The sequence below is a fragment of the Halobaculum limi genome, from assembly GCF_029490015.1.
GTDB lineage: Archaea > Halobacteriota > Halobacteria > Halobacteriales > Haloferacaceae > Halobaculum > Halobaculum limi.
This window is the reverse complement of the sequence record NZ_CP120468.1, coordinates 1,657,462-1,682,449: the sequence shown is the minus strand read 5'-3', so window position 1 is coordinate 1,682,449 and position 24,988 is coordinate 1,657,462. Positions and strand designations below refer to the sequence as shown.

General features: G+C 60.2%; 19 protein-coding genes. 9 read left to right on the top strand and 10 right to left on the bottom strand.

All coding sequences use genetic code 11. From position 1 onward, the window contains the following. Nucleotides 1-45 precede the first annotated feature (45 nt). Both P0D77_RS08330 and P0D77_RS08325 read left to right on the top strand, forming a co-directional pair. On the top strand, nt 46-921 hold the full coding sequence (locus tag P0D77_RS08330; RefSeq protein ID WP_277552438.1) for a shikimate kinase: 876 nt from the start codon (nt 46-48) through the stop codon (nt 919-921). Nucleotides 922-949: 28 nt separating this feature from the next. After that, nucleotides 950-1,279, top strand: coding sequence for a chorismate mutase (locus P0D77_RS08325; protein ID WP_349770032.1), 330 nt, complete (start codon nt 950-952; stop codon nt 1,277-1,279). A gap of 99 nt (nt 1,280-1,378) precedes the next feature. On the opposite strand, the gene P0D77_RS08320 is transcribed toward P0D77_RS08325, so the two are convergent. The 4 genes from P0D77_RS08320 to P0D77_RS08305 all read right to left on the bottom strand — a co-directional run bounded on the left by P0D77_RS08320 (nt 1,379) and on the right by P0D77_RS08305 (nt 6,762). Next, nucleotides 1,379-2,692: an FAD-dependent oxidoreductase gene (locus P0D77_RS08320; RefSeq protein WP_277552437.1), complete on the bottom strand. Its 1,314-nt coding sequence runs from the start codon at nt 2,690-2,692 to the stop codon at nt 1,379-1,381. Between the two features lie 91 nt (nt 2,693-2,783). Continuing rightward, nucleotides 2,784-3,860, bottom strand: a complete 1,077-nt coding sequence (locus P0D77_RS08315; RefSeq protein ID WP_277552435.1) for a class I SAM-dependent methyltransferase — start codon at nt 3,858-3,860, stop codon at nt 2,784-2,786. 535 nt (nt 3,861-4,395) lie between these two features. Next, nucleotides 4,396-5,205, bottom strand: coding sequence for a helix-turn-helix transcriptional regulator (locus P0D77_RS08310; RefSeq protein WP_277552434.1), 810 nt, complete (start codon nt 5,203-5,205; stop codon nt 4,396-4,398). Nucleotides 5,206-5,325: 120 nt separating this feature from the next. Next, on the bottom strand, nt 5,326-6,762 hold the full coding sequence (locus P0D77_RS08305; protein WP_277552432.1) for an FAD-binding oxidoreductase: 1,437 nt from the start codon (nt 6,760-6,762) through the stop codon (nt 5,326-5,328). A gap of 149 nt (nt 6,763-6,911) precedes the next feature. Here P0D77_RS08305 and P0D77_RS08300 point away from each other — a divergent pair, with 149 nt between their 5' ends. Next, nucleotides 6,912-7,823 (top strand): helix-turn-helix transcriptional regulator, encoded by a 912-nt coding sequence (locus P0D77_RS08300; RefSeq protein ID WP_277552430.1) that lies wholly within the window; start codon nt 6,912-6,914, stop codon nt 7,821-7,823. Between the two features lie 317 nt (nt 7,824-8,140). Here the strand turns inward: P0D77_RS08300 and P0D77_RS08295 are convergent, their stop codons facing one another. Continuing rightward, on the bottom strand, nt 8,141-9,529 hold the full coding sequence (locus P0D77_RS08295; RefSeq protein WP_277552428.1) for a hypothetical protein: 1,389 nt from the start codon (nt 9,527-9,529) through the stop codon (nt 8,141-8,143). 138 nt (nt 9,530-9,667) lie between these two features. Between P0D77_RS08295 and P0D77_RS08290 the strand changes: the two genes are divergently transcribed. Next, nucleotides 9,668-10,339, top strand: coding sequence for a DUF998 domain-containing protein (locus tag P0D77_RS08290; RefSeq protein WP_277552426.1), 672 nt, complete (start codon nt 9,668-9,670; stop codon nt 10,337-10,339). A gap of 54 nt (nt 10,340-10,393) precedes the next feature. Here the strand turns inward: P0D77_RS08290 and P0D77_RS08285 are convergent, their stop codons facing one another. Continuing rightward, nucleotides 10,394-12,310, bottom strand: coding sequence for an ABC transporter ATP-binding protein (locus P0D77_RS08285; RefSeq protein ID WP_432764792.1), 1,917 nt, complete (start codon nt 12,308-12,310; stop codon nt 10,394-10,396). 174 nt (nt 12,311-12,484) lie between these two features. Between P0D77_RS08285 and P0D77_RS08280 the strand changes: the two genes are divergently transcribed. Together P0D77_RS08280 and P0D77_RS08275 are read left to right on the top strand one after the other, a co-directional pair. After that, on the top strand, nt 12,485-13,201 hold the full coding sequence (locus tag P0D77_RS08280; protein WP_277552424.1) for a class I SAM-dependent methyltransferase: 717 nt from the start codon (nt 12,485-12,487) through the stop codon (nt 13,199-13,201). 89 nt (nt 13,202-13,290) lie between these two features. Continuing rightward, nucleotides 13,291-13,743, top strand: a complete 453-nt coding sequence (locus P0D77_RS08275; RefSeq protein ID WP_277552422.1) for a luciferase domain-containing protein — start codon at nt 13,291-13,293, stop codon at nt 13,741-13,743. Between the two features lie 9 nt (nt 13,744-13,752). On the opposite strand, the gene P0D77_RS08270 is transcribed toward P0D77_RS08275, so the two are convergent. Continuing rightward, nucleotides 13,753-14,433, bottom strand: coding sequence for a carbonic anhydrase (locus tag P0D77_RS08270; RefSeq protein WP_277552420.1), 681 nt, complete (start codon nt 14,431-14,433; stop codon nt 13,753-13,755). A 1,119-nt stretch (nt 14,434-15,552) separates the two neighbouring features. Here P0D77_RS08270 and P0D77_RS08265 point away from each other — a divergent pair. From P0D77_RS08265 to P0D77_RS08255, 3 genes are all read left to right on the top strand, one after another. Then, nucleotides 15,553-16,191, top strand: a complete 639-nt coding sequence (locus P0D77_RS08265; protein ID WP_277552418.1) for a flagellin — start codon at nt 15,553-15,555, stop codon at nt 16,189-16,191. Between the two features lie 334 nt (nt 16,192-16,525). Beyond that, the gene (locus tag P0D77_RS08260) at nt 16,526-17,593 is read left to right on the top strand and encodes a DUF1616 domain-containing protein (protein WP_349770031.1); all 1,068 of its coding nucleotides are present in this window, start codon (nt 16,526-16,528) and stop codon (nt 17,591-17,593) included. A gap of 335 nt (nt 17,594-17,928) precedes the next feature. Continuing rightward, nucleotides 17,929-18,546 (top strand): flagellin, encoded by a 618-nt coding sequence (locus tag P0D77_RS08255; RefSeq protein WP_277552413.1) that lies wholly within the window; start codon nt 17,929-17,931, stop codon nt 18,544-18,546. 121 nt (nt 18,547-18,667) lie between these two features. On the opposite strand, the gene P0D77_RS08250 is transcribed toward P0D77_RS08255, so the two are convergent. From P0D77_RS08250 to P0D77_RS08245, 3 genes are all read right to left on the bottom strand, one after another. After that, nucleotides 18,668-21,751: an ATP-binding protein gene (locus P0D77_RS08250; protein WP_277552411.1), complete on the bottom strand. Its 3,084-nt coding sequence runs from the start codon at nt 21,749-21,751 to the stop codon at nt 18,668-18,670. 555 nt (nt 21,752-22,306) lie between these two features. After that, on the bottom strand, nt 22,307-22,537 hold the full coding sequence (locus tag P0D77_RS17635; protein WP_321170523.1) for an AbrB/MazE/SpoVT family DNA-binding domain-containing protein: 231 nt from the start codon (nt 22,535-22,537) through the stop codon (nt 22,307-22,309). Nucleotides 22,538-22,939: 402 nt separating this feature from the next. After that, nucleotides 22,940-24,529 (bottom strand): glycosyltransferase family 2 protein, encoded by a 1,590-nt coding sequence (locus tag P0D77_RS08245; protein WP_277552410.1) that lies wholly within the window; start codon nt 24,527-24,529, stop codon nt 22,940-22,942. Nucleotides 24,530-24,988 lie beyond the last annotated feature (459 nt).

Sequence of the window (24,988 nt, the reverse complement as noted above, 5' to 3'; positions counted from 1 at the left end):
GACACGACCGCCACCTTCAAACCCGCCGAACGCACCCGTTCGCGCATGGACGGACGCGCTGCCGCCCCGGGTGCCGGCACGGTCGTCAACGCCCTCGCGACGGGTCGCGGTGCCGCGTTCGCGGTGGACTTGGAGACGACCGCGACCGTGATGCTCGACCCCGACGCCGACGAGGTGACTGGCGAGATAGCTGGTGCGCCCGACGGCGACACTCGCTTGATCGAGCGATGCGTCGAACGCGTCGTCGACCGCTTCGGGACCGGCGAGGGCGGTCACGTCCGAACCGACAGCGAGGTGCCGACCGCCGCCGGACTCAAGAGTTCCAGCGCCGCCGCCAACGCGACGGTGCTGGCGACGCTGTCAGCGCTGGGCGTCGAGGCTGCGAACGACCCCGACGCCGACGTGACAAAGACGGAAGCGTGTCGCGTCGGCGTCCGCGCCGCCCGCGACGCCGGCGTCACCGTCACGGGCGCGTTCGACGACGCTTCGGCTTCGATGCTGGGCGGCGTCACCGTCACCGACAACACGAACGACGAGTTGCTACACCGCGACGACCCGTTCGCGACCCACGCGCTGGTATGGACGCCGCCCGAGCGAGCGTACTCCGCTGACGCCGACGTCAGCGCCTGCGAGCGTGTCGCGCCGATGGCGACGCTCGCCACCGACCTCGCACTCGATGGCGACTACGGCCGTGCGATGACGGTGAACGGCTTGGCGTTCTCGGCGGCGCTGGGCTTTCCCACCGACCCCGCAGTCGAGGCGATGGCCGACTGCGACGGCGTCTCGCTGTCTGGAACCGGCCCGAGCGTCGTCGCTGTCGGCGACCGTGCGGATCTGAAGGCGGTCAGACGCCTATGGGACGACCGCGACGGCGAGACGCGACTCGTCGAGACGCGCGAGACGGGCGCACGGATGCTGTGAGCGTGACTATCGGAGACACTACAGACATATGAGCTACGAGGACACCGACGACATCGACGACCTGGCGGAGGAACCGGACGAACTGGCGGAGATGAGTCTCGACGAACTTCGCGAAGAGATCGGTGACATCGACCGCGAACTCGTCGAACTGATCGCGCGGCGCACCTACGTCGCCGACACCATCGCGGGTGTGAAAGAGCGACAGGACCTCCCGACGACCGACGAGACCCAAGAGCAGGCCGTGATGGACCGGGCGGGCGCGAACGCCGAGCGGTTCGAGGTAGACTCGAACCTCGTGAAAGCGATCTTCCGGTTGCTCATCGAGTTGAACAAGGTCGAGCAGCGAGAGAGTAGGTAGTCGAATTCTGACGTCTCGACTCGTCTATTCCGGTATGTGTGTCTACCTTTCTTCCGGTAGTTGCTCTGCCCTTTGACGATACGTCCGTAGAAGTCGCCTTCACCGAGTCGGCTTGAGTACACGCCACACGATTTTCGGGTGGAACAACGTCGTGGGCGGTCGTTCCATCATCAACACGCGCATAAAGGCGTCTCGGAGCACCCCGTCTGTGTGCGCCTTGCGGTTCAATCGGGAGAGATATCGGCTCGTGAGGTCGGTACTGCGAGGTTTGGGGCCAGTGGTTTGAGGAAATCGAAAGTCTGCCCCGACTGCCATCATCCAAGCGATGTCGACCACGTCCGTACTCCGCACGAAAAACCGCAGACCGATGTCTGAGAGCCGACCGGTCGCGAGGATGTGGTGGAGAAGGACGGCCTCGAGCGCGGCGACCGACATCCCCTGTCCGTATAACGGATTGAAACTGGCGATTGCGTCGCCGATCACGACTAGTCCCTCGGGGAAGTGATCAAGGTCTTCGTAGCGATGTCTCAAGTTCGTTGGAAAGGGGTAATGTGCGATCTCATCGGACGCTCGTGGGTGGTCTTCGAGTAACCCTTCGAGGTCTGGTGCGGGGAGATTCGATGCGAACTCTGTGAAGCCGTCTATGTCGGTCGGCGGATGATCACCGTGCACGCCGGCCACCGTAACCACCCACCGGTCTCCTTCGACGGGGAGAACACCAGCAGCTCTAGGGTTCGACGAGGAAGGCGTCGTGATGAACGAGCGGTGGTCCTCCGGCGGACGCTGGAGAAGCAGCGTACTATAGGCGAGGTCGATGTACACCTCGTCGACGGGTGGCGGCGTGTACCCGTGTCTCTTCAGCCAGGCCGGTGTCCGGCTGGTTCGGCCCGTGGCGTCGACGACCAACGACGTGTCGAGTTCTTCTACCGTCGCTTGCTCGTTCGTGAACGAGACCCCCTCTACAGTTGTCGCCGTCTCGTCTATCCGATAGTCCACGGACCGGCACCCCTGTCGTACGGTGACTCCGTCGAGGCGAGAAACGTTACGCCGTACCAACTGTTCGTATAGGGGTCGTGTCGCAGCGTAGTGAGGTAGATAGTGGGGACCCTCCGCGAGAAAATCGCCTTCAGCGTAGAATTTGACGTCACGCGCGGCATCGATTTCCAGCCCTCCCGCAGAGAGGAAGTCTCGTCGAAATCCTGGGAACAGATCCTCTAGTGTGGATCGCCCGGCCTCCAACATAACGTGGATATGACGACCCTGAGGAACGCCTCGGCGAGGGGATGCTTCGTCGGGGAACGTGTCTTTCTCGATGACAGTGACTTCATCGAACGCGTCGGCGAGGACGCGGGCTGCGAGGAGCCCTGCCATCCCAGCCCCGATCACCGCCGCCTGCTCGCCCTGTCGGCTCACTCGATCGCCGTCGTATCGGGTAACGGTCGCGAGAGTCATATTGATGGTATTTTGGTTCAGCGTCTGGTGGAAGTGGGTGTGTACGAACGGACTATAGCTTGGCTTCGAAGACCAGACTCGTCGGCGTCTCAGCCACGCGGCGGAAGCGTGTGAGCCCACCTTCGGTGACGACCGTCCGTGTCTGTTCTTCCCCTGCCTGTGCACCGAGTCCGTAGCCGACGTCCTGGCTCAACGAGTTCGGTGTGCAGGCCACCGTGGAGATCGAGTACGCCAAGCGACCGAACGGGGTCAGGTTGTCTTCGACCCGATCATCGGCGTAGGGCTCGACGATCATCCACGACCCGTCGGCGGCGAGCGTCTCCCGGACGTGGGCTGCAACGCCGATGGGGTCGCCCATATCGTGGAAGCAGTTGAACATCGTCACGAGGTCGTAGTCGTCTCCGTTGTACTCGCTCGCGGTTGCCACCTCGAAGTCGACACGGTCGGCGACGCCAGCGGTCTCCGCCCGCTCGCGTGCCACCGCGATAGACGCCTCGTGATAGTCGACGCCGACGACTCTCGATTCGGGGTACGCTTCGGCCATACGTATCGTCGGTGCGCCGTGTCCACAGCCGACGTCGACGATTCTGCCGCCCGTCCTCAACGTCTCGTCGACGCCGTCAAGCGCCTCGATCCAGTCGGTGAGGAAGGCCCCGTATGACGGTCCGAAGAACCGTTCGGTGCCGTGGAACACGTCCTCGTCGTGTTCGTGCCAGCCGATGCCCTCGCCCGTCCGAAACGCATCTCGGAGTTCGGGTCTGATTTTTGCGACCGACGTGACCAGCTGAAATGCTCCCGGCATAAACACGGGACTCTCCTTGTCAGACAGAATGTACGCTTGCTCGGGAGAGAGACTGTAGCGGTCAGTCTCGGGGTCGTAGGTGACGTACTTGCCTGCGGCCTGCGCGCGCAACCATTCGCGGACGTAACGTTCGGTGGTATCCGTTTGCTCGGCTAACTCAGCGGATGTGAGCGGTCCAGCGTCGTCCAGTGCCGCATAGAGACCGAGTTCGTCGCCGACGACCGCCAGCGCGGCGTGGACTGTCGCACCGAGGTCGACGAGCGACGTCTCCACGAGTTCTTTCAGTTTCTGTTCGTTGATCGGATCTGCCTGCGTTTCTGTTGTCATAGGTTCGCGCCCTTGTTACACAATTTCGACGGTCGACGGTCACCGCGGGAGTACCCGTCTGGGTACTCTCCCCCGCCCAATTGGTATCTTTATTTTTTTACACTCTGTACTCCGCTGAGACGATACGAGACGAAACACGATATAGGCATTCCGTGGAGACCAGTCCACCGAGTACTCTCGTTGCAGTCGGTGACCCCCGTTCGTCGTCTGCGCAAGTCTCACTACCTGCACGCAACTACGAGCAGGCACTCGCCGCCTCCATCTGTCATACTGCTGTACTCCCTCTCGCGGCAAGGCGAGGTGACGTTCACCAACAGTCGACCGAACAGACGAGGGTGGAACAGCGCCACGGGTGGCGTGCGACGCTGACGCCGGGGTACGTCTTTTTCGTGTGAACTGAAGCGGGTGATATGGAATCTACTGTCGAATCCTGCGCGGGTACAGTTTGAACTACTACTCGGAGAGTAGGACGAGTCCGCATCCGGACCTGAGTACTCAGTCTACGGATTTCGGGTTGTTCTGTGTCCGATCTCGATCACTCTACGGCCAGTTCGCGTGCGAGTGGTCGGGCCTCACGCCGGTAGGTTTCGAACGTCGACAGCGCCCATTCACGTGCGTCCGAGGAATCGGTATCTACCAACACCCGGACCATCCCGCTCTCTTGATCGTACCCACTGATGGCGATTCGGTCGTCGAAGATGCCGACGCCGTAGGGTGGCAAGTCGTCGTGAACATTGACCGTGAGGTTCCCACTCTCAAGCGGCGCGGAGCAGTGATCCGGATAGGTCGAGAGAATGTATTCGGCCACGCTCGGTGGATCGACGATGTCCGCCTGCATCCCGTCGACGATCTGCTGCTGGAGTTCGTCCTTACAGGGCTCGAGTAAGGCTACGTCGATGCCGATAAACTGGAATCTGCTCGTCTCCCGGAGTAACGCCGTGAATCGGTTCACCGGGCGATATGGGGAGTCAGTTTCGGCGACCGTCACGACCGCGTTCGTCGCCATTTCGACTGTGAATCCGCTCGCTTCACTCGGGAGCCACTGCCACGTGTCGCGGAACTGCTGTTCTGTTTCTATCCGCTCGATCAGCGTCTGCAGGCCCTTCACGACGAACGCACCCAGTTCCGTTGCCTCGTAGAGATTGCCGTTCTTACTGACCCAGTGGCGATCCTCGAATGCGCGTAACGTTCGCCCGATGGTAGACCGTGACGCTCCAGTAACCTCTTGGAGGTCCCCCCGACTCTGGGGTCGCTCAGCCAGTGCAACAAGCGCAGTGACGCGGTGACCCGACCGCGCGAGGAACGCAACCTCGTCGAGCGGAGCACTCGTAGTGCGCGAGACCATATTAAATGTACGCACACCGAGGATATATCTGTTCGGCCGTTGCCCCGTTGTCGCTCACTGGCCGGTACACAGGAGTGTTCACGTCCGGCCTGGGCTGAAACACGAAGCGTTCTCCTAGACTCATTCGCGAGCGGTTGCTCCACCGTCTGTCCGGGTGGTTCCCGACGGGACGACGTTCTGGTTTCGGCTGAAGAAGTTCGATGGATCGTACTCGTCTTTCAGCACGACCAGGCGCTCGTACGACGGGCCGAACGTGGCTCGCATCGTCTCCTCGCCGCCTTCGAGGAATCCCGGGAAGTTGAGATAGACCGATCCGTCGGAGAACTGTCGCATATCGTTGAGGCAGTCTTGGACCCACTCGACGTTTGCCTCATCGTTCTCCGCCCGTTCCCAGTTCGCCTCGACACCCAACAGGAAGGGAGCGTGTCGTCCCGCAAACGCACTCTCCTCGGCGTCGACTCGTTCGATCGCACCGCCCAACTGCCAGATGTCGACCGTCGAGAGCGGAGAGGGGGCGGCCTCCGCCCAGTAGGCAATACGGTCGATGACGGACGCCGAGAGGCCGTCCAGATACAGCGACTTCCAGTAGTAGCGCATCCCATCGGGGTAGTCTTCGTCAAGGAATTGCTGAAACTCGGTGTACGGACGGACTCCGCTGAGGTCCGCAATCGGCTTGGTGAGGGTGCGTAGGGGCGAGAGTTTCCGTTCTCCGTCGTTGACGTGGCCAGCGTAACACCCCATCACAGCGAACTTCTGCCGGTGAATATCATTTCCCTCGAATAGGGCTTCGTCGGGGAGTTCACCGGCGAAGACCAGCGTGCTCACTCCCTTCGGTGCAGACTTGACGTACGCACGGTACGCTTGGAGGCACTCGGTCAGTCGATCACTCGGGTAGAACACCAGGCAGGTCGCCACGTCGGGACCGACCGGATGGAGGTCGAACTCGAAGGCCGTGACGACGCCGAAGTTTCCGCCGCCTCCACGAAGCCCCCAGAAGAGTTCCTCGTGTTCGTCCTCGCTGGCAGTAAGGTACTCGCCGTCTGCGGTAACGAGTTCGACAGACCGCAGGTTGTCACAGGTCAGTCCGTACGCACAACGGAGATGTCCGATACCCCCACCGAGCGTGAGTCCCGCGACGCCGGTATCCGAGACGACGCCGCCAGGCGTCGCCAGCCCGAACGCCTGCGTCTCGTGGTCGACGTCTGCCCACGTCGCCCCGGCTTGCACCCACGCCGTTCGCTCGTGGGGGGCCACCCGCACGCCCCGCATCTCGGAGAGGTCGATCACGAGTCCGTCGTCGCAAACGGCGGTCCCGGCGACGTTGTGTCCCCCGCCACGGACGGCTACTGGGAGGTCGTGTTCGCGGGCGAAGTTCACCGCGGCGATGACGTCAGCGGCACCACGGCACCGTACGATGAGGGCGGGCCGTTTGTCGATCATCCCGTTCCACACCGCACGCGCCTCGTCGTAGTTCGTGTCTCCGGGGCGGATTACGGTCCCGCGAACCGTCGCCCCGAACGCCGTGGCCTGGTTAGTGTCGATGGTCGCTGGTGCCATACCGAACCTGACGCCGCGTCAAGGCTTGGCCTCACCCACCGAGAAGCATTCGGCGCCGTGAACGGCGTTGCAAGCCGTGAGACGACGTTCATTCTCCAGATGGGCTAGGGTTACTACCACGCGGATCGAACGGTGATCGAGGAAGTGCTATGCCCCCACGCCGGGACGGACGACAGATCGACACGAGTCGGCGACAGCCGGGGTCGCCGGTATTCGAGGCCATTCTGGAAAACGAGCGGACACGCCGTTGGCTCGGACAGCGTCTCGACGCGACGGGTGGCCGCGTGGACACGGACCGCCTCGGTGACATCGTCCGACACGGTCCAGTGTTGGAGGCCTTACTAGACGAACCGCTCGACCGTAGAGAGATCGAGGACCGACTCGACGTGTCGCGAGCGACGAGCCACCGCTTCACGCGGTGGCTCGACGAACAGGGGTTCGCCGAGAAGGTCGACGGACGGTTCCGCCTGACCGGCCGGGGTGAAGTCGTCGCAGAAGAGGTCCTTCGCTTCGAGGCGAACGTCCACACCGCACACAGACTGGCACCACTGCTCGACGTGATCTGTGAGGATCACCGGGAGTTCGTCGTCGAACCGTTTGTGGACGCGACGGTGACCGTCGCGGAACCGGACGACCCGTACGGTCCAGTGGAGCGGTTCATCTCGCTCGTCGGTGACTCGGAGACGTTCCGGGGGTTCAACACGACACACATGGCTCCACTCGTCCTCGGTGGCTTCCACAGACAACTCTTCGACGCAACAGACACCGAAGTGATCTACCTCCCACGCATCGCGGAGACGCTGTTCGAGACGTACCCCGGGCGTGCCAGCGAGGCGATCGAACGTGGGCACCTCGCCTTGCGGACGCGCGAGGAACTACCGTACGGCTTGGCTCTCTTCGACGACCGTGTCGGAATCGGGGGGTACGACTCGGCGACTGGCCTTATGCAGGTGTTCGTCGATACCGACGCTCCGATTGCGCGGGAGTGGGCTGAACGCGTGTACGACTCAGTCAGAGCGGACTCAGAGCCACTCGACGAGCACTCCAGTCCGACAGGGTGATTCAGACTCTCAATCGAGTGTTCGGGCATCTGCTGCCACTTCAGTGTAATAGCGGAGTGGTGAACGCGTCCACACATCTGTCGCAGTCATACCTTTCCGCTCGCACTGGCCTGAATGCCCCCCGTACTCGTGTTCAAGCGTTTCGTAGCGTGCGAACGGTACGTCAACGCTCACAATTATAACTCAGATGTTAGTTTATGGAGACAAAAAGTGCAGCCGGCCGACTGCTTGAGTATTCTCTCGACCCACAGCAACAACACCGGGTGATTCAGCACTCTCCGAGACGTTCCCGAACGTACTGCTTGACGCCCGTGAGTTCACGTTACCTTGCCCGATAGTTCTGCACCTGCTTTGAACTTCACCTCGTTCGAGGCTCGCCCCGCACTCACTAGGTGAAGCACTGGCGCGTCCACCGCCAGATGCAAGACGGCGATCCGACCCCCACCACCGCCACCATCGGCCGACCGTCCACCCGGCTTCTTCCGAATGAGAAGGTCGTTCCCCTCTTTCGACAGCACACCACGCTCCACCAGCGTCCCCGCATCCGAGAGATCGAGCCGAGCCCCCCGCCGTCGACGCGTGACCATTCGCTGTGGTACATCACCCTCACCGGCCACATCCTCAAACGAATCACCAAGGTCAGAAAGCTCGATCCCGACCACCTCCGTCGGACCAACCATCGACACCACGGTTACCGAATTCTCGTACAGCGCGGCGTCGTCGATGACCCACCCACCCGAATAAACGAGTTGGTCGTTGCTCTCACACCGCTGGACGTACAACAACCCTGGGAACGGCTCCGGACACCGTGGCGGTTGCACCATCATCTGATACACCGACACACCAGTCGACGACCCCGACTCCGTCGTCCGCGCCCACACACCCGGCCCACAGGGGTCATCACCAGCAGTCGCACAGACCCTCGCAGAGCCATTGTCCGTCCCCGGCGGCAAACTTACGACCAGCACCGACCCATCCTCTGCTCGAATGACCTCCAGACCCCCACCCGTCGATACTGGCCCCGTCACCTCTGCAACGAAGTGAGGTGTTGTCCCGCACGCCGCACCCGGCCGACCGGTGGGGTCGTCGTCGTCACAATCACCGCCTCCGTCGGCAGCCGAATTAATGCGTCCCCACGCATGGTCAGTCCCTTCCCCGTTCCCAGTCAGGTACCCAATGAGCCGCTCCGGCGTCACTGCCTCCCGGATACTCCCGTTCCCACCCGGAACTTCCGCATCAGGCAAGCAGACCGTAAACCGCTCAGCGATCATCGCCTCGCCACCCAGATAGTCGTAGATGGGCTCCAGTTCTTCCTCCTCAGTGCCATCACCGAGCCCGTCATCGTCATCGTCAGTGTCACGAGCGTATCCTTCTCCCGGCGCGTTGCTCCGCGACGAATTGTGATTCTGCGCCATCACCGGCGACGACGTAACCCACCCTTCTATCTCGACCCGCCCAGACAGCGACGGAGTCAGCCGACGCACGTGTGGCACACCGACAACGAACTCGCCCATACTCGCCTCCTGTGTCCCCGCGAACACTGCCGCAGGCGACGCTCCCGTGTTCGTCACCGCCGACGCCACCCGGTTCAGACATCCGGCGAACGACCCCGCCGCGACGACACCGCCGGCCGCGAGGAGTCGACGGCGACTGAGTGTTCTGTATGGGACACCACCTGTCGCACCGTCTGGTCCTCGGGAACTCATAATCAGACACTGAACGGGAGCCGATAGCATAAGTTTCGCGCACCCATCCTGTCAGAACACACACCAGAACAGCCCCCGTGCACTGCACACCACTGCGAGCAAACACTTATTATTCAATTCGGTTACACTATTCGCGTGATGAGTTCGTCAACCCGTGAGGGTCTGCTGTCTCGGTTCGACGTATCTGATCCCGCGCTCGCGGGGTTCAGTATGACGTTGGCCGGGTTCGTCGGCCTGATGGGGATCATAACGGCGGAAGTCCTCTACCCCAACTACTCGACGAGACAGGACATCAGCGATCTGGGTTCGACGCTCCCGCCGAATCCGATCATCCACGAGCCGTCCGCGACGATATTCAACAGCACGATGCTGGTGACGGGGGCGATGGTACTCGTCGCCGCGTACGCGCTGTTCCGCTCACTCGACCGGCGCGGATTCCCGCTCGCACTCGCCGTCTTCGGCGTCGGCGCGTTCGGCGTCGGCGTGTTCCCGGGGAACGTGACCCCGTGGCACGGACTGTTCGCGCTCCTGACGTTTTTCTCCGGCGGCATCACGGTCGTGCTCTCCTCGAGGGTCGCCACCAGGCCGTTCTCGTTCCTCTGTGGACTCTTCGGCGGCATCTCGTTGCTCGTTCTCGTCAGCGTCTTCGTGTACGGGTTGGCCGTCGGCGGGCCCAGTCCGCTCGCACCGCTCGGAAGTGGCGGAATCGAGCGGTGGGTCGTGTACCCGCTCATCATCTGGTTGCCCGCCTTCGGTGGATATCTGCTGGCGTCCACCGACACCACCGGTTCCGACACCCCCGCTCGATAATCCCCACACAAGCGGGCGAACGGTCGCTCACCCTCGAACGGACGCACCTCCGCGCTACCCGAGTTCCTCGAAGGAGAGTCGTTCGCCGACGGCGGGCGTCTCGTCGTCGGGCCACTCGTCTGCGGTCCCGTCCACCTGTGCCGCCCAGAGTCTCGCGTAGCGGCCGTCACGCTCCAGCAACGCCTCGTGTGTCCCGCGCTCAACGACTGCCCCGTCGTCCAACACGAGAATCTCGTCGGCCTCGCGGACGGTCGAGAGCCGATGGGCGATGGCGAGCGTCGTGCGGTCGGCGGTGAGTCGCGCGAGTCCGCGCTGGATGAGCGCCTCCGTCTCGGTGTCGACGGCGCTGGTTGCCTCATCGAGGACGAGGATCGCCGGATCCTGTAGTAACGCCCGCGCGATGGCGATGCGCTGACGCTGGCCACCCGAGAGTTTCACGCCGCGTTCGCCCACACGCGTCTCGTAGCCGTCGGGGAGGTCGACGACGAACTCGTGGGCCTCGGCGAGTTCGGCGGCCGCACGGACCGCCTCGTCTGTCGCGTCGAAAGAGCCGTATCGGACGTTGTCTGCGACGGTCCCGTCGAAGAGGAACACGTCTTGGCTGACGTAGCCGACGTTCGACCGAAGACTGTCGAGCGAGAGGTCGCGAACGTCGACGCCGTCAACGCTGATCGTACCGCTGTCGACGTCGTACAGACGGAGGAGGAGTTTCGCCGCCGTCGACTTTCCCGCACCAGTGGGGCCGACGAGTGCCACCGTCTCACCGGGATCCGCCCGGAGCGACAGCGACCGGACGACGGGCCGTCCAGGTAGGTATGAGAAGGTCACGTCGTCGTACTCAACAAGGCCGTCGAGGTCATCGCGAACAACTGCGTCCGGGCGGTCAGTGACGACGACCGGCTGATTCGAGAGGCCGACCACTCGCTCGGCGCTCGCGCGAGCGTTCTCGTAACTGTTGACGATGCGCCCGACGCCCGAGAGCGGGTCAACGAATCGTTGCGTCATAAAGAGGAACGTGACGAACTCACCGACTCGGAGTGGCTCGGCGCCCGGAACCGTCGCAGCACCGACGAGCCACAACCCGCCGAGGAGGAACGTCGCCGCGAACGCCAGTCCAGCAAGGAAGTCCATCGACGGCTGATAGAGGTACTCCAGTTTCGCGACGGCCCACGCTCGGAGGTAGTAGGTGAAGGAACTGTCGGCGATACGCTCCGTCTCGTGAGCCTCTGCGTTGGCGGTCTTTATCACCTCCATCCCAGAGAGGTTGTTCTCGAGACGGGTGTTCAGGTCGCCCACCGACGACCGGAGCGCTCGGTACCGTGGACGGATCGTCCGCATAAACCACAGCGTGAACGCCGCGAGGGCGGGGACGAACACGAGCGTCACCAGCGCCAACTGCCAGTGAAGCGCGAACAACAGGACGGCGATGCCGAGAACGGTCGCCGTGAGTTGGAGGGCGCTGGAGACGGTCGTCCCGAGGAACATCCGCAGGTTCCGGACGTCGTCGTTCAGAATCGAGAGGACCTGCCCCGTCTGTTTGTCGTCGAAGAAGGCCATATCGAGTCGTTGCATCGCGGCGTAACTGTCGACGCGAATCCGGTGTTGCAGGCGGTTAGAGAACAGCGACAGCGACGCGCCGTTCGTCCACGTCAACAAGACGGACGCGACCAGAGCACCGACGATGACGGCGACAGAGAACCACACTTCTCCGGCTTGGGTCTGCGGGAGGAGGTCCGCTGGTACGTACGGCAGGCGGTACGGGACCTGATCGTTGAACGTCGCGTCGATGGCGACGCCGAGCACCAGCGGTGGCGCGAGACTGGCGACTCGCCCGAGGACGCTCGTGACAACGCCAACGACGAATAACGCGAGGTCGTCGCGGGCGTACCTGCCGAATAGGTCGCGCAACGGGTCGCCGTCGACGTCGAACGCGAGGGCGTCCTCACTCCCACCCCACGGTGGCGGACTCACTCACCCTCCCGGCTGTCGAGAGCGCAGACAGCGCGTCGATGGTGGATCATTCACCACCGGTAAGCCTCACGTGAGCATAACCTCGCCGGGGTGCGACGCCCGTGGGAGACGCGTCGAACCGAACAGCCGTCTCAGTCGACAGCGATTTGCCCGCGACTGCGGTGGGGACGGGTGATGACTGACGACGAGGTTCGGGCGGCGTACGATCGACTCGCCGCTGGCTACGACGCCGACGGCGACACGAAGCCGTCCAACGCGTACCTCGAACGACCGGCGATGCGGGCGCTCCTGCCGACAGTCGAAGGTACGACTGTCCTCGATGCAGGCTGTGGCGCGGGCCACCTCACGGCAGAACTCGTCGCCGACGGCGCACACGTCGTCGGCCTCGATTCCAGCGCCGAGATGCTCCGGTTCGCTCGCGAGCGTGCACCCGACGCCGCGTTCGTCCGTGCTGACCTCGGCACGCCGCTCCCGTTCGACGCCGGCGCGTTCGGCGGCGTCGCGAGTTCGCTGGCGTTTCACTACGTCCCCGATTGGGGGCCGCTATTCGCGGAACTCGCACGAGTCGTTCGCCCTGGTGGGTGGCTCACGTTCACCGTACAACATCCGCACGCCGACTTCGTCGAGTACGACGGCGTGGAGAACTACCATAAGACTGAACGCGTCTCGGCGACGTGGACCTCCTTCGGAAGCCCAATCGAAGTGCCGGCCTATCGCCGCCCCCTCGAGTCGATGATCACGCCGGCGCTCGACGTGGGCTTTCGGCTCGACCGTCTGTTCGAACCGACGCCGACGGACGACTATCGCGCGGCCGACCCGGAGCGATACGAGTACGAGGCGACGAACCCGAACTTCCTGGGCCTGCGGTTCGACGTCCCCACCGACGAGTAGTCGTCACGCAGTCGGCCGACGAGACCACCCGGTCGTCAACCCGAGTGTCTTGCGCGACGTTTTCTCCTCACGGCGCGTCTTTCATCGGTATGGCATCACAACGAGCAGCCGTGACGGCGACCGTCGACCGTCTCATCGAGGAGGTCGGATCGTGGCCCCACATCGAGGTCGGAGAGCACCGCTTCGGCGGGACAGAGTTCCGAGTCGGGCCCCGTGAGATCGGGCACGTCCACGAGTGGGGGATGCTCGATATCGCGTACCTCAGGCGGCTTCGCGACGTGTTGATCGAGGAAGGCCACACTGGCGTCCACCACCTCCTCACAGAGTCCGGGTGGACGACCTACTACATCGAGTCGACCGACGAGTTCGACCACGCACGGTGGCTCCTCCGCCTCTCGTACCTCTACCACGTTGCCGTCCTGCAGCGAACACCCGCAGGATCTGAGGAACTTGCCGACGTGGACGTTGAAGCCGAGTTGGCGGCGCTCGCCCCGAGTGACACAGTTCGTGCCGCATTCGAGCGGAAGCCGGCGTCTGCTTGAGAACAGCGTTCAGTACGACCAGAGGCGGTCGATGCGATGTGCGACCGTCGAGTGCTCGTCGCGAAGTGTCTCGACATCTCGTTCGCCGTCAACGTTGATCACGTGAACCTCGCCGCGGGCCCCGCCGTACACGTCTTGGAAGTCGTACACGACTCCGACCACATCGGTGTCATCGGGCACGTCGTCGCTGTCGAGGAGGCACTCAACCTGTTGGTCGACATTGTACTCGACGAGGTGGTTGACGGCGCCTTCCGTGTCGAGGTCGTCGGGGAGACGCTCAACGCCGGGTTCGAGGTGCGGTCCCAACAGGTCGATGCAGTGTTCGATACCCGGAGGTTCCGAGAGGCCGTCGGTGAGCGACTGGTACGTTGCCGTCACCGCGCCACACCCAGTGTGACCGACGACGATCGCTGTTCGTGTCCCCGTGTGCGCGAGGGGGTACAACACGTCACCAGAGACGACCTCACCCTCGTCAGTTCGCTGGACGACTCGGTTGCCGATGTTGCCACACGAGAAGAGGTGACCCGGCGTGTCATTATCCCAGATGTGGTCTTGGAGCACTCGTGAGTCTGAGCAACACACCGTCACTGCATCCGGATGCTGGCCGTCTTGGACGTCATCGAATCGCGAGCCGAACGACTGCGCGTGGTCGGCGTTGCCCGCAAGAAGATCGACCACAGTGCGGTTCATACCAAGGCAAACTCTGGTTCGGTGCATATGCGCTTTCATGTCTCCGCTCGTCGAACCGAGTGACTGTGCAGACCGGGCAGTCTGCTACGCTCACTGACGGCATCACGCTTCAGTGGTGAAACTGGCGGCGTTCCAAACCAGCCACGCAATGTGAATCTGAGAGAGTAGTCTTTCAGATCCAGTCGCCACCTGATCGAGACTTGACGGGAGTCACCCTCAGTTCTTCACAATCGGCTCTATCCCCCGGAAATTGGCATCTTACGCATTGCTACCGCCCCTGTGAAACGTCCTTCAGAAAGAAGAGGAGAGAGACCTCTTGAGCACGGAAACTCAGAATGCGGCCGGTAGAGAGCCAGAAATGAGCGAATAGGCAATCCAACGCCACCAACGAACCCAGTAAACAGTCGCATTCTCAGGCCGTGTTCACCCGATCACACACGGCTGCCGTCTATCGGTTTTCATCGCCCCCGAAACACACGCCAAAACACCCGTTCCCACCAGGGGCTCTTGCGTGACTACACACCAGAGAAACCCGCAGCAGGCGTCGACATTCCCACCCATCGCTCTCGCTCACTCGCCAGCACCACCCCATCGAACGTCTGCACACACTCGCCAAACACCCCGAATACCCACTCCTTTGCGGGGAATAGCCCCGATTGTGAACGGTTCAAGACAAACGGACCGGACAGGAGGGGCCATCTCCGCCATTCTCACGCAGTATCACTCCTTCAGGATAGCTCACAGACAGGAATTTCCACAGTGCATTGGGCGTCGGGGAGTCCCGTGGAACTACGCACCAGCCACACAGTTAGACACGTCAGTTCGAGAGATTCGATGTGGGGTAGCCATCCATCCGAGACGATTCAGCGCGTGCCACCTCCACTTTGATCTCGTATTGGTAGCAACAGCCGGCCAACAGGGCTATTCAACCGCACATACAGCGTATTCTGTCGCTGACGTGGAGGACACTCTCCGATGTGCGGCTGAGCAGTGTACTTCAGATCTCACTTCCTGCGTAGTTGGCACACAGATGCAAACTCGTGCCCATTGTGAATTTCAGCTTTGGTTTCTGGTGGGCTACACATATGTACCTGACTCAGCTCTGAGTGATTGAACGGAATGTTTGAGTTCATCACGGATGAGGAAGAACGCGGGCAAGTGGGAATCGGGACACTCATCGTGTTCATCGCGATGGTGCTCGTGGCAGCGATTGCCGCGGGCGTCCTGATCAACACCGCAGGCTTCCTCCAGAGCAAGTCGCAGGAAACGGGTCAACAGAGCAGTAAGCAGGTCAGCAATCGCCTGCAGGAAGTCGCGACGGTCGGGAACGTCACCGAGGACACAAACAATAACGACGTTGTTGACATCGTGAACGTGACCGTCACGCAGGCACCCGGTGCCGGAGAGATTGACGTGCACAACGCGACGGTTACGTGGATTGGTCCGTCGGGAACGACTCAACTGACTGCCAACACGTCTGGTAATTACACTGAACTCACCGATGGTAGTGTCGGTACGGACGGGACGGTCGGTGACGAGTTCTCGTACCTCCCAGTCAAGAATGTCGCAGGTAACGACAACGTCCTCGACGACGCCGACGACCGGCTGAACCTCGTCTTCGACACTACGTCGTTCGCGAGCGCGCTCGCCGAGGGTGACGAAGTCACCATCAAGATCAACACGATGGCTGGCGCGACCACTGCGATCCGCTTTACGGTCCCTGAATCGCTCGGACAGAAGGAAGCCGTCGAACTGTAAACGGCGACAGTTCCCTTCTTATCGGCCGATTTTCTTCGGCCTGATGTATTATACTTCATAGCCACCGCTGTAGAGATTGTGTCTTGATTCTGCTTTTGGTTTGCTCTGGACTGCTCACCCGACAGTTGGTCTTGCTCTGTTGAATCCCACTCCTTTATGAATCTGCTCAGGCGCCGCAACGGGCAGTTTGGACGTTGTGAAACCACCACAACGCGAGAGCACTACTACGCTTTGACACCGCACACAACGCCGCCTGGGAGTGTGATACCAGTGCTGTCAACTGTACATTATGCAGACCGACTATCTTTTGAGCCGCCCCCCGTTTCAGCTGTGTATGCGAGGAGACTCTCGGTGGTGGATGCTTCTTCCCGCCCCCGTGCGCGAGCTTCCCGCCGACCTTGCAGTCGTGATTGTTGCCGTCCTCGCGACGGCGGGGAGCGTGTTCATCCCAGGTGTGAACCAGACGCCGTTGCGCGTTGTGTTCGGACTCGCGTTCGTCCTGTTCGTCCCCGGGTACGCCCTCATCTCTGCACTGTTTCCTGAAGCAGGTGAGCTCCCCGAGGAAGATGCAGATACCGACTCTGGCGAACGGGCGCCAGCCGGAATTGACGGCATTGAGCGTGTGGCCCTCTCATTCGGGACGAGCATTGCAATTGTTCCGCTCATCGGCCTCGTCCTCAATTTCACGCCGTTTGGGATTCGACTCGCGCCGATCGTCATCTCAGTTGGTGGGATAACCCTCCTGTTCGTCGCTGTTGCCGCCCAACGCCGGCGTGCACTCCCCGCTTCCGAGCAGTTTCAGGTACCGTATGAGACCTGGCTTGCGGATGCCCGGGTAGAGCTACTGGAGCCAGACACCAGAACAGATGCCGCACTGAACGTCTTGCTCGCGGTCAGCGTGATCATCGCTGTCTCGGCTGTGGGCTATGCTGTTGCCGTCCCTCAGCAAGGAGAATCCTTCACAGAGTTCTATCTCCTCACTGAGGGCGACGATGGCGAACTCGTTGCAGACGACTATCCCACAGAGTACACCCGCGGGGAAACGGGGTCGCTCGTCGTCGGTGTGACGAACCAAGAACACGAGTCAGCGCAATACACCGTCTTAGTACAGTTACAACGGGTCGAAGTCGCCAATAATTCAACCACGGTGCTCGAAGAGTCACGATTGAACCGCTGGCAAGTCCAACTTGCGCACAACGAGACCTGGCGACTGCAACACTCGGTCACGCCAGAGATGAGTGGTGACCGCTTGCGGTTGGCATATCTGCTGTACAAGGGCAGCCCCCCCGCTGAGCCGACCGTAGATAACGCCTATCGCGAGTTGCACCTGTGGATTAATGTGAGCGATTCATCAGCGAGTCTCGCTAGTGAGTTGCCGTCTGCAGCTCCTCACAGTCGGTGACTGTGACACTACATGATTGAAATATCGCTTCTACAGCGAGGGTTGGAAAGCACTTTTACCATCGATTCGCTTGCGTTTAGTTGGGGGTGTGTACCCCTATTCGGGCTGGCAACGTCAGCTCGAGATGAACTCGAACATCAGCTGGGGGGAGTATCTTCCCCTCCTTTGATGTCTCAAATGGTGCGTCTTGTGAACGGTGATAATCCGTTGACTAGAGATGGGCGGATCTCGTCGGTCCCAAGCGAGAGACCACCTCGCGACCCACATAAGTTTCAGTTTTGATTATTTGCTACTCAGATATATACATTAGACAGGATTTGGTGGAGGTGAACGGTATGTTTGAGTTCATCACGGATGAGGAAGAACGCGGGCAAGTGGGAATCGGGACACTCATCGTGTTCATCGCGATGGTGCTCGTGGCGGCGATCGCCGCGGGCGTCCTGATCAACACCGCAGGCTTCCTCCAGAGCAAGTCGCAGGAAACGGGCCAACAGAGCAGTAAGCAGGTCAGCAATCGCCTGCAGGAGGTCTCCACTGTCGGTAACGTCTCTGGGAGCGATACGATCGATATCGTGAACGTGACCGTGACGCAGGCGCCTGGTGCCGGCGAGATCGACGTGCAAAACGCCACCGTCACGTGGATTGGCCCAACCGGGACGTACCAGTTAACGTCGACGAACCAGAATGTCTCGCAGTTCACTAACGGCACTGAAGACATCCCGAACGATGAGTACTCGTACCTCGCTGTGAAGGACTCCGACGGGAGTGATAACGTCCTGAACGATGCCGACGACCGGCTAAACCTCATCTTCAACGTTGACAAGTTCGCGCCCGGTAACTTGGGTGAGGGCAATGAGGTAACGATCAAGATCAACACGATGGCTGGTGCAACCACGAGCATCCGCTTCACTGTCCCTGAGTCGCTCGGGCAGAAGGAAGCCGTCGAACTGTAACGGTAGCACAGACAACTCGCTGTTTCCTTTATTGACGAACGCTACACCATCCAGCGGTAGCTAAATTACGACCCAATCTCTTCCGGTGCGTGATGAAGCTCCAGAGGGAGACTACAGCTCCTCACTCGGTGATGTTGTTGCGAATGTATTCAATCGGATAGATCGCAGTGAGGCCGGGAGTGTCGATCCGGAATTGCGTTGCCGGAGTGTTCTTGCTGTACGTCTTCTCAACGCGTGGCTCGCCATCAAGCGGGTCGTTCAATGCCCCAAGCACGTCGTGTGCGGCAGTTCGGGTCATCACCACCCAGATGGCTTCTTCAACCTCACAATCGGCGATCTTATCGAAATCATCGGGAGCGGCTCGACGGAGGTCGTGATTGACGCGTTCAGCCTCGACGGCGACGATCATTTCACCATCAGCATCGAGGCCGGCAATATCGAGTCGGCGATTCTCATCGATATCGTAGTAGGGAACAACTTCAACGACGGGCGATTCAGGGTCAGCGACATAGTTGGCGACGAGATATTTGCGCCCGAGCTCGACCGCGAGGACGTGCTGGCTAGATTCTTCGAGGTCGCCCTGCCCGTGGCCGTAGTCAACGCCTTGGCGATAGCTCTCGCCAATCACGCTCCGTCCGTCAGCCGTCACCGTGTAGAGTCGGTGCGGGTGGTCGGTATCGTGGCGGAGGAGGCCGGCATCGATGAGGTCGTGAACTGCACCGGAGTCGATATCGACGTACTCCTGCAGGCGGAGCATTGAATCCGAGAGCAGGTCGTACTCGAGTGGGTCATACCGCAGTTGCTGGGCGTTGTAGACGGCCTGTAGGAACATCAGATGGCGGTCCTCCCACTCAGCGACAGCCCGCTCTTCGGGCGTGAGCTTCACGTTGAGGTCGCAAATGGGGATGTCAGCGGGATCGACGCCGTCGAGGCTGTGACAGCACTGGATTGCGCGCTGCATCCCCCGGATATCCGGGTCATAGCGGTTTGCACAGTCACTACACCGGAGGGCGTGCAACGTGGCATCGTACTCGACGGCCTTGGGGAGGCGATTCGTGTACGGCAGTGCAGAGTCAATCCGTGCAAACGCAGTAGGGTCAACCTCGCGTTTGGGTTCGGCACTTCCAGCGTCATTGTCAACGGCTCCAGGAGACGTGAGTTGGATACCTACGGTTTCGCCAGTCGTCTGTGCACGCGCCCGAAGCGCCTGCTGAAACTGTGACTCCGCGTGGGCTGTGAGCGGCTGTGAGCCACTAGGGTGGCCTGCTGGCAGGGGTGCCGAGGCGACGAGAAACGGGCGGGGTGCAGGCAGTCCAAAGCCTGCAGGAAGCGAACAGAACCACTCACCGCGAGAGAGGGCGCGCAATCGGGTTCGGACTGCCCGTGCGTCCATCGAGTCGGTCGCAAGGCGTTCAGCGAGGTTGCGGTCGAGTGGGACGTTTCCCGTGATGATCGTCGAGATATTGTTGAGGACTTCTTCATACGCCCCGAGACCGTGTTGCTCGAATTGGGCTGGAAACTGCGTCGCGAGCGTTACTGCACAGTCGAAGCCGCGTCCCTGTGAGAGCAACTTCGTGAGCAGATCTGAGACAGCGATGCTTGCAGCTTCTTCGAGATAGACGTTCACGAGCGGGTCAGTGCCTGCAGTATCATTCCCACGCTTTCGACGCCGCAGTGCCGTCCAGAGATTCGAGAGGAGGACGAGCGTGAGGACGCGCTGTGCTTCACTGCGGAGCCCACCCATATCGAATACGATGACGACGTCTTCATCGAGGTAGTCAGCCAAGTCGAAGTGCGGGTCACCATCCTCTGGCACGTGATTGAACAGGTGTGCAAGACGGCGGTCAACGGGTATCTTCTCAATCCGGTTTGCAACACCGCCCATCAGCTCGTCAAACGTCTGCGCTCGATTTGAGACGACACCTTCGAGCATCCGCTCGAGGTCACCATCCGAGACAGGTGGCGCTGCACGGCGTTCGTGCATTTGTCGAGCCGCAGTGTGGAATTGGCGGTGTGAGAAGGCATCATACCCCGAGACGGGGTCGAACATCGCCTTCACCAGATACCGGATGATATCAGGCGCGCGGACGGCTCGCTCGAAGCGGTCGCGACCCATCACCTGCATCAAGATCTCGAGATAGTGGTCAACTCGGTCTTCGACCGCGGTCGTCCGGTCGATCCCGGCTTCGAGTTCTGCGCGAATATCGAAAAACGAGAGGGCGGGTAAGACGGCCGCACAATCGAAGTAGATGACGTCATCGAGACTCCCGAAGCGGGCATAATGTGCGCGAAGGTATTCAATCGGCATTCCATCGCCTTTCGGCTCGATTACGATGCTTGCCCCATCAGTGGCGTCGTGATTCGCGAGAATGCCGTTGATGAGTGCGACGGTCTTCCCGTGGCCTGTTCGCCCACTCCAGAGCGTGTGCATCGGCTGGTGACTCGGCGGTAACGCGACCGGCGTTTGTGCGGCCTGCCCGTCTTCATCAAGTGGGTGGCCAAGCAGGAGTCCCGGACCGTGATAGCGTTCGAGTTGCCCAGTCGGCGGGCTGGGGAGGCGTTGACGCTCTCCAGGCGTCGGGTCGAGGGTTCGCCCACCCGCTGCGGTGAGCGTGCTCCCGTCGATCAGTGCGAAGCCCGCGACCTCCGTCTCGTCGACGACGATTCCGCGTGTTGCATTCGACGTCCCAGGGAGGTAGCGTCGCCCACCGTGACGGGGGTGGTGTGTGACTCGCTGGTGAAGGTCGTCAATGACGGACGCTGCAGCAGAACCCGTCCGGATTCGCCCCTCGATTGCGCGATGTTGCGTGGAAAGCGGCTCAAACGCGCTCTCGGCGTCGCGAGCGAGATGGCGGCCAGTGTCACCATCTGTGGCGAGCGCTGCACGGGCGGTGACGGCAAAGGCAGTCTGCCCACTCCGTTCGTTCAGCGCGTCGATCCGTGCAGTCTCAGATGGGAGGAGGTTCTCAACGTCATCATCGGGTGGGCCGAAGATAACGTTCGAAATCTGCTGCCCGAACGTATCCTGATTCGCTCGGATGCGAGCAACTCGGTCTGTGATCTGCCCAGAGATGTCTGGATACGGTGTGAGGAGTGCTTGATACACCCCCGCATCTGTGGTCTCAGTGAGTGCGTCGATAATCGACGCTAGTGGGAGATGTGCGTGCTCGTCATCGTATGCCGCTGCAAACTGGCCAAGCGGCAAGAGCCAGTCGCGGCGTCGCGATGGGACGCAACAGTACTCAATCGCGACGGGCTCCGTCTGTGAGCCAGCGTGCTGGTCAGTGAGCGCGGCAGTCGGCCACGTTTGCGTGCGGGTGACCTGTTCAACTTCGTATGTCTGGGGGAGGGCTGCTCGCAGGAGGTGTTCGAGCGAGCGGAGTGAATCAGGCTCGTCAATCCCAACGTAGTATGAAATCTCCGTGGAGTCGCGAGGCGAGATGAGCAATATCTCAACAGTCGCTGGCTCGGGCTTCGTGTGCAGTCGGGCAAGCCCGGTTTGCTTGTCGGGCGTGCACAGTGTGTGTAGCCGGCGCAGTTGTTGGGTGAGTACTGCTGGTGAGAGGAGCGTATCGCTCGGCGTAATTCGAATGTACGTTCGCGTCGTCGCGGCAGGAACAGGGAGGCTGGTGTCGTCAGGGGCTGGGTGTGGGCGTGCCATAACTGGGTATCGTGCAACAGCTGCAGTGTCTCAGATTCCAGTTTGAGTAGTGTGTAATAAAGCTGTGAGCTGGGTCGTTGACAGCTCTTTTGCGTACACTTAGCGCCCCGATTCATCTAGCGATGCCTCACGTGAGTCGTCGCGGAGTTCCTCCGTTGTGTTCTCGACGTCTGCGAATTCAGCACGGAGTGCATCAAGTGGGCTTTGCTCAATTAGGATCAATTTGACGCCACCGTGGAGTTGGACAATACGATACTGGTCGCCGTATCGCTCACGAACTTCTTTTGGGAGTGTCAATCGGCCACGGCCGTCCAACGTTGCCTCAGGCATTCTCGTAGCTCCGTGGGGAAACCACAGAAGTGTTCCCCAAAATATGGGCAGCTACCATTTGATAGTTCGTCAGAAGTAGCGATATCGAGGGCACTGAGAAAGAATTTCGACGCGGTATGTCTGCACACTGACGGGTGTTGTGCGATTGCACTCGCTATCCACGAGGTTGTACCGAGCTATCAGACAAAACCAATGGCGAAGGGAGGCTTCGGTTGATCCCCTCGCATTTGGCCGCGTTGGACGCTGCACGCACTCCAGTGAGTGGCGTCATATCGAGCGCGAATCCGAGATGATCGTCGAGACCTGTATTGCGTGTGAGACAGTTCTTCGACGTACGTACCCCTGAGGGCAGACGGCGAAGTGTGTCTCACACAGTGAGGATACTCACCAAACCCAAGAACGCTACTGCCCCCGTTGCTCGAAGTGCGTATTCAGCGAGTGGAGGATAATCGACGTGAACGAAGAAAAGATCCCAATGAGAACGAGAATTGCAGATACTGAGGCGAGTCCAGGTGAAAAGCTCCCCTCAGTAATGGACCTCGAAAGCATCCAGTAGCCCACTCCTGTTCCAGCGAGCGCGACAAGAAATCCTGGAATTCCCAAAACCGTGATCGGTCGCTTCTGTTCAAGCCTTCTGATGACGTGATTAGCGACGTTTAGTCCCTGCAAGAATGGATTGTGAGTATTCGCATTCGAAACATCATACTCGATTGTCGTTCCGATCTCCGCAATCGCAAGGTCATTCTCGTGTGCGCAGTACAAAATGTCAATGCTTGCGCTCATCTGGTCATCAAGTTTTGTAGAATCATCGGTAAGCAGTGAAATCGCACGGCTATCATAGACCCGATACCCACTTTGTGCATCTTTAATTCGTTCTTGCGGGTTGAGGTTCCAGAGACTAAGATTCACCATCCAGTTGATTACCTCTAGTCCGAAACGTCGGTACAGCGGCATCACTGTCGACGAAGTGCCACCAAAGCGGTTGCCGATAACGATTTGCGCGTTCTGTTCTTTTTGCGCAGAAAGTAGTCGTGGGATGTCTTCGGGGTCGTGTTGGTCGTCCGCATCGAGAATGACTAGGTGCTCGACGTCTCTATCGGCAGCCTCTTTGAACAATGTCTTCAGCGCACCACCGTACCCTTGATTGATTTCATGGCTGATCACGGTTGCGCCGCCGTCTTTGGCGTTGTGAGCGGTCAAGTCAGAGCTCCCATCATCAACGACGACCACCTCGTCAACGTATTCTTTCACCTGGCGAACGACAGGACCGATGGTATCTGCCTCGTTGTAGGCCGGAATCCCTGCGATGACCGTAGCACGTGAGCGTTTGGGTACTCCAGTAACGACTGCTTCTTTACTTGCGTAGAACGCACGTTCCGACTGCTCAAAGTCAAGGCGACCGCTGTTGGGAGTGAGGATTACGCCCGGAATCGCTCGTTCTGCAAGGATGCTTTCAAATGCGGCCTTAACGAGGTCCTCAGACAGCGGTTCAGGACTAACCTCCAAAAGGGTCACACCAAGCCGATCTGCGTAGTGCTGGGGGAAAATTCTAGATCCGGTCGATTGGATGACGAACGGAACATACCCTTGATTGAGCGAGTCCAAGAGTATGCGAAGAACGGCCTCCGTAGTCTTTCCAGTCGCGATAATGCCGATCCCAAGAGAGTCACTGTCGCTATGTTGCCGGTCTGTGCGCTTCTTCGAGGAACGCTCTTTGAGTACTTGTGTCTCAGGTTGCGCTCCTTGTTTTCCGTGCCCATCGCTGGCGATCCGAGTGGACTCGTCGATACGTTCGGAGAGTGGCTCGGAAATTGGCTTCTCGTTCACCTCCACCGCGACTGTTGACGAGCATTGTTCAGCATCCAGCGAGCAGGCCTCGATATCGACGGTAGTCTCGACCGAGTCAAACGCTCGTATGTGACAGGAAAATGCTAGACGCTGGTCATCGATATATTTCCAATTAATAGCTTCGTTGTCAGTTGGAAAGACCACCGAAGATCGATCAATCGGTTTGTTGAAAGACTCTATCACCGACACTCTGCCAGCTCTCCTCTTTGTCTCTAGTCGATACCGAATTCTACTTTTATTTCCGATACATTCTATTTCTTTTGAGATATCGATACCACCCTTCCCACCGATTTCGAATACACTCATTTTTGTGAATACTCGATTGGCTTGGCAGATCTGGCTCCAGACCGGTTCTCGAACCGTCGAGTGCCAACACGAGCGATCTGTCATAGCGATTTCACAACTGGAATATTAGTTACAAACATAGTATTCTACGTAGAAGGGAGCTATAGACCGAGAAGGCGAATTATATAATTTGAGGCCCAAACAAAATGAAAATAGGAACGGTCAAACAGCACCGTCTTGTTATCTTACAGTGATTTTTAGATGCCTGATCCAGGTGAGTACAAGCCGATATCTACCTCTGGATTCCCTCTCTGTTTT

Bases quoted from the DNA above. Each gene is read 5' to 3' on its own strand.
- P0D77_RS08330 (WP_277552438.1), top strand. From the start codon at position 46: ATGGACGGACGCGCTGCCGCCCCGGGTGCCGGCACGGTCGTCAACGCC.
- P0D77_RS08325 (WP_349770032.1), top strand. From the start codon at position 950: ATGAGCTACGAGGACACCGACGACATCGACGACCTGGCGGAGGAACCG.
- P0D77_RS08315 (WP_277552435.1), bottom strand. From the start codon at position 3,860: ATGACAACAGAAACGCAGGCAGATCCGATCAACGAACAGAAACTGAAA.
- P0D77_RS08310 (WP_277552434.1), bottom strand. From the start codon at position 5,205: ATGGTCTCGCGCACTACGAGTGCTCCGCTCGACGAGGTTGCGTTCCTC.
- P0D77_RS08305 (WP_277552432.1), bottom strand. From the start codon at position 6,762: ATGGCACCAGCGACCATCGACACTAACCAGGCCACGGCGTTCGGGGCG.
- P0D77_RS08300 (WP_277552430.1), top strand. From the start codon at position 6,912: ATGCCCCCACGCCGGGACGGACGACAGATCGACACGAGTCGGCGACAG.
- P0D77_RS08295 (WP_277552428.1), bottom strand. From the start codon at position 9,529: ATGAGTTCCCGAGGACCAGACGGTGCGACAGGTGGTGTCCCATACAGA.
- P0D77_RS08290 (WP_277552426.1), top strand. From the start codon at position 9,668: ATGAGTTCGTCAACCCGTGAGGGTCTGCTGTCTCGGTTCGACGTATCT.
- P0D77_RS08280 (WP_277552424.1), top strand. From the start codon at position 12,485: ATGACTGACGACGAGGTTCGGGCGGCGTACGATCGACTCGCCGCTGGC.
- P0D77_RS08275 (WP_277552422.1), top strand. From the start codon at position 13,291: ATGGCATCACAACGAGCAGCCGTGACGGCGACCGTCGACCGTCTCATC.
- P0D77_RS08270 (WP_277552420.1), bottom strand. From the start codon at position 14,433: ATGAACCGCACTGTGGTCGATCTTCTTGCGGGCAACGCCGACCACGCG.
- P0D77_RS08265 (WP_277552418.1), top strand. From the start codon at position 15,553: ATGTTTGAGTTCATCACGGATGAGGAAGAACGCGGGCAAGTGGGAATC.
- P0D77_RS08260 (WP_349770031.1), top strand. From the start codon at position 16,526: ATGCGAGGAGACTCTCGGTGGTGGATGCTTCTTCCCGCCCCCGTGCGC.
- P0D77_RS08255 (WP_277552413.1), top strand. From the start codon at position 17,929: ATGTTTGAGTTCATCACGGATGAGGAAGAACGCGGGCAAGTGGGAATC.
- P0D77_RS17635 (WP_321170523.1), bottom strand. From the start codon at position 22,537: ATGCCTGAGGCAACGTTGGACGGCCGTGGCCGATTGACACTCCCAAAA.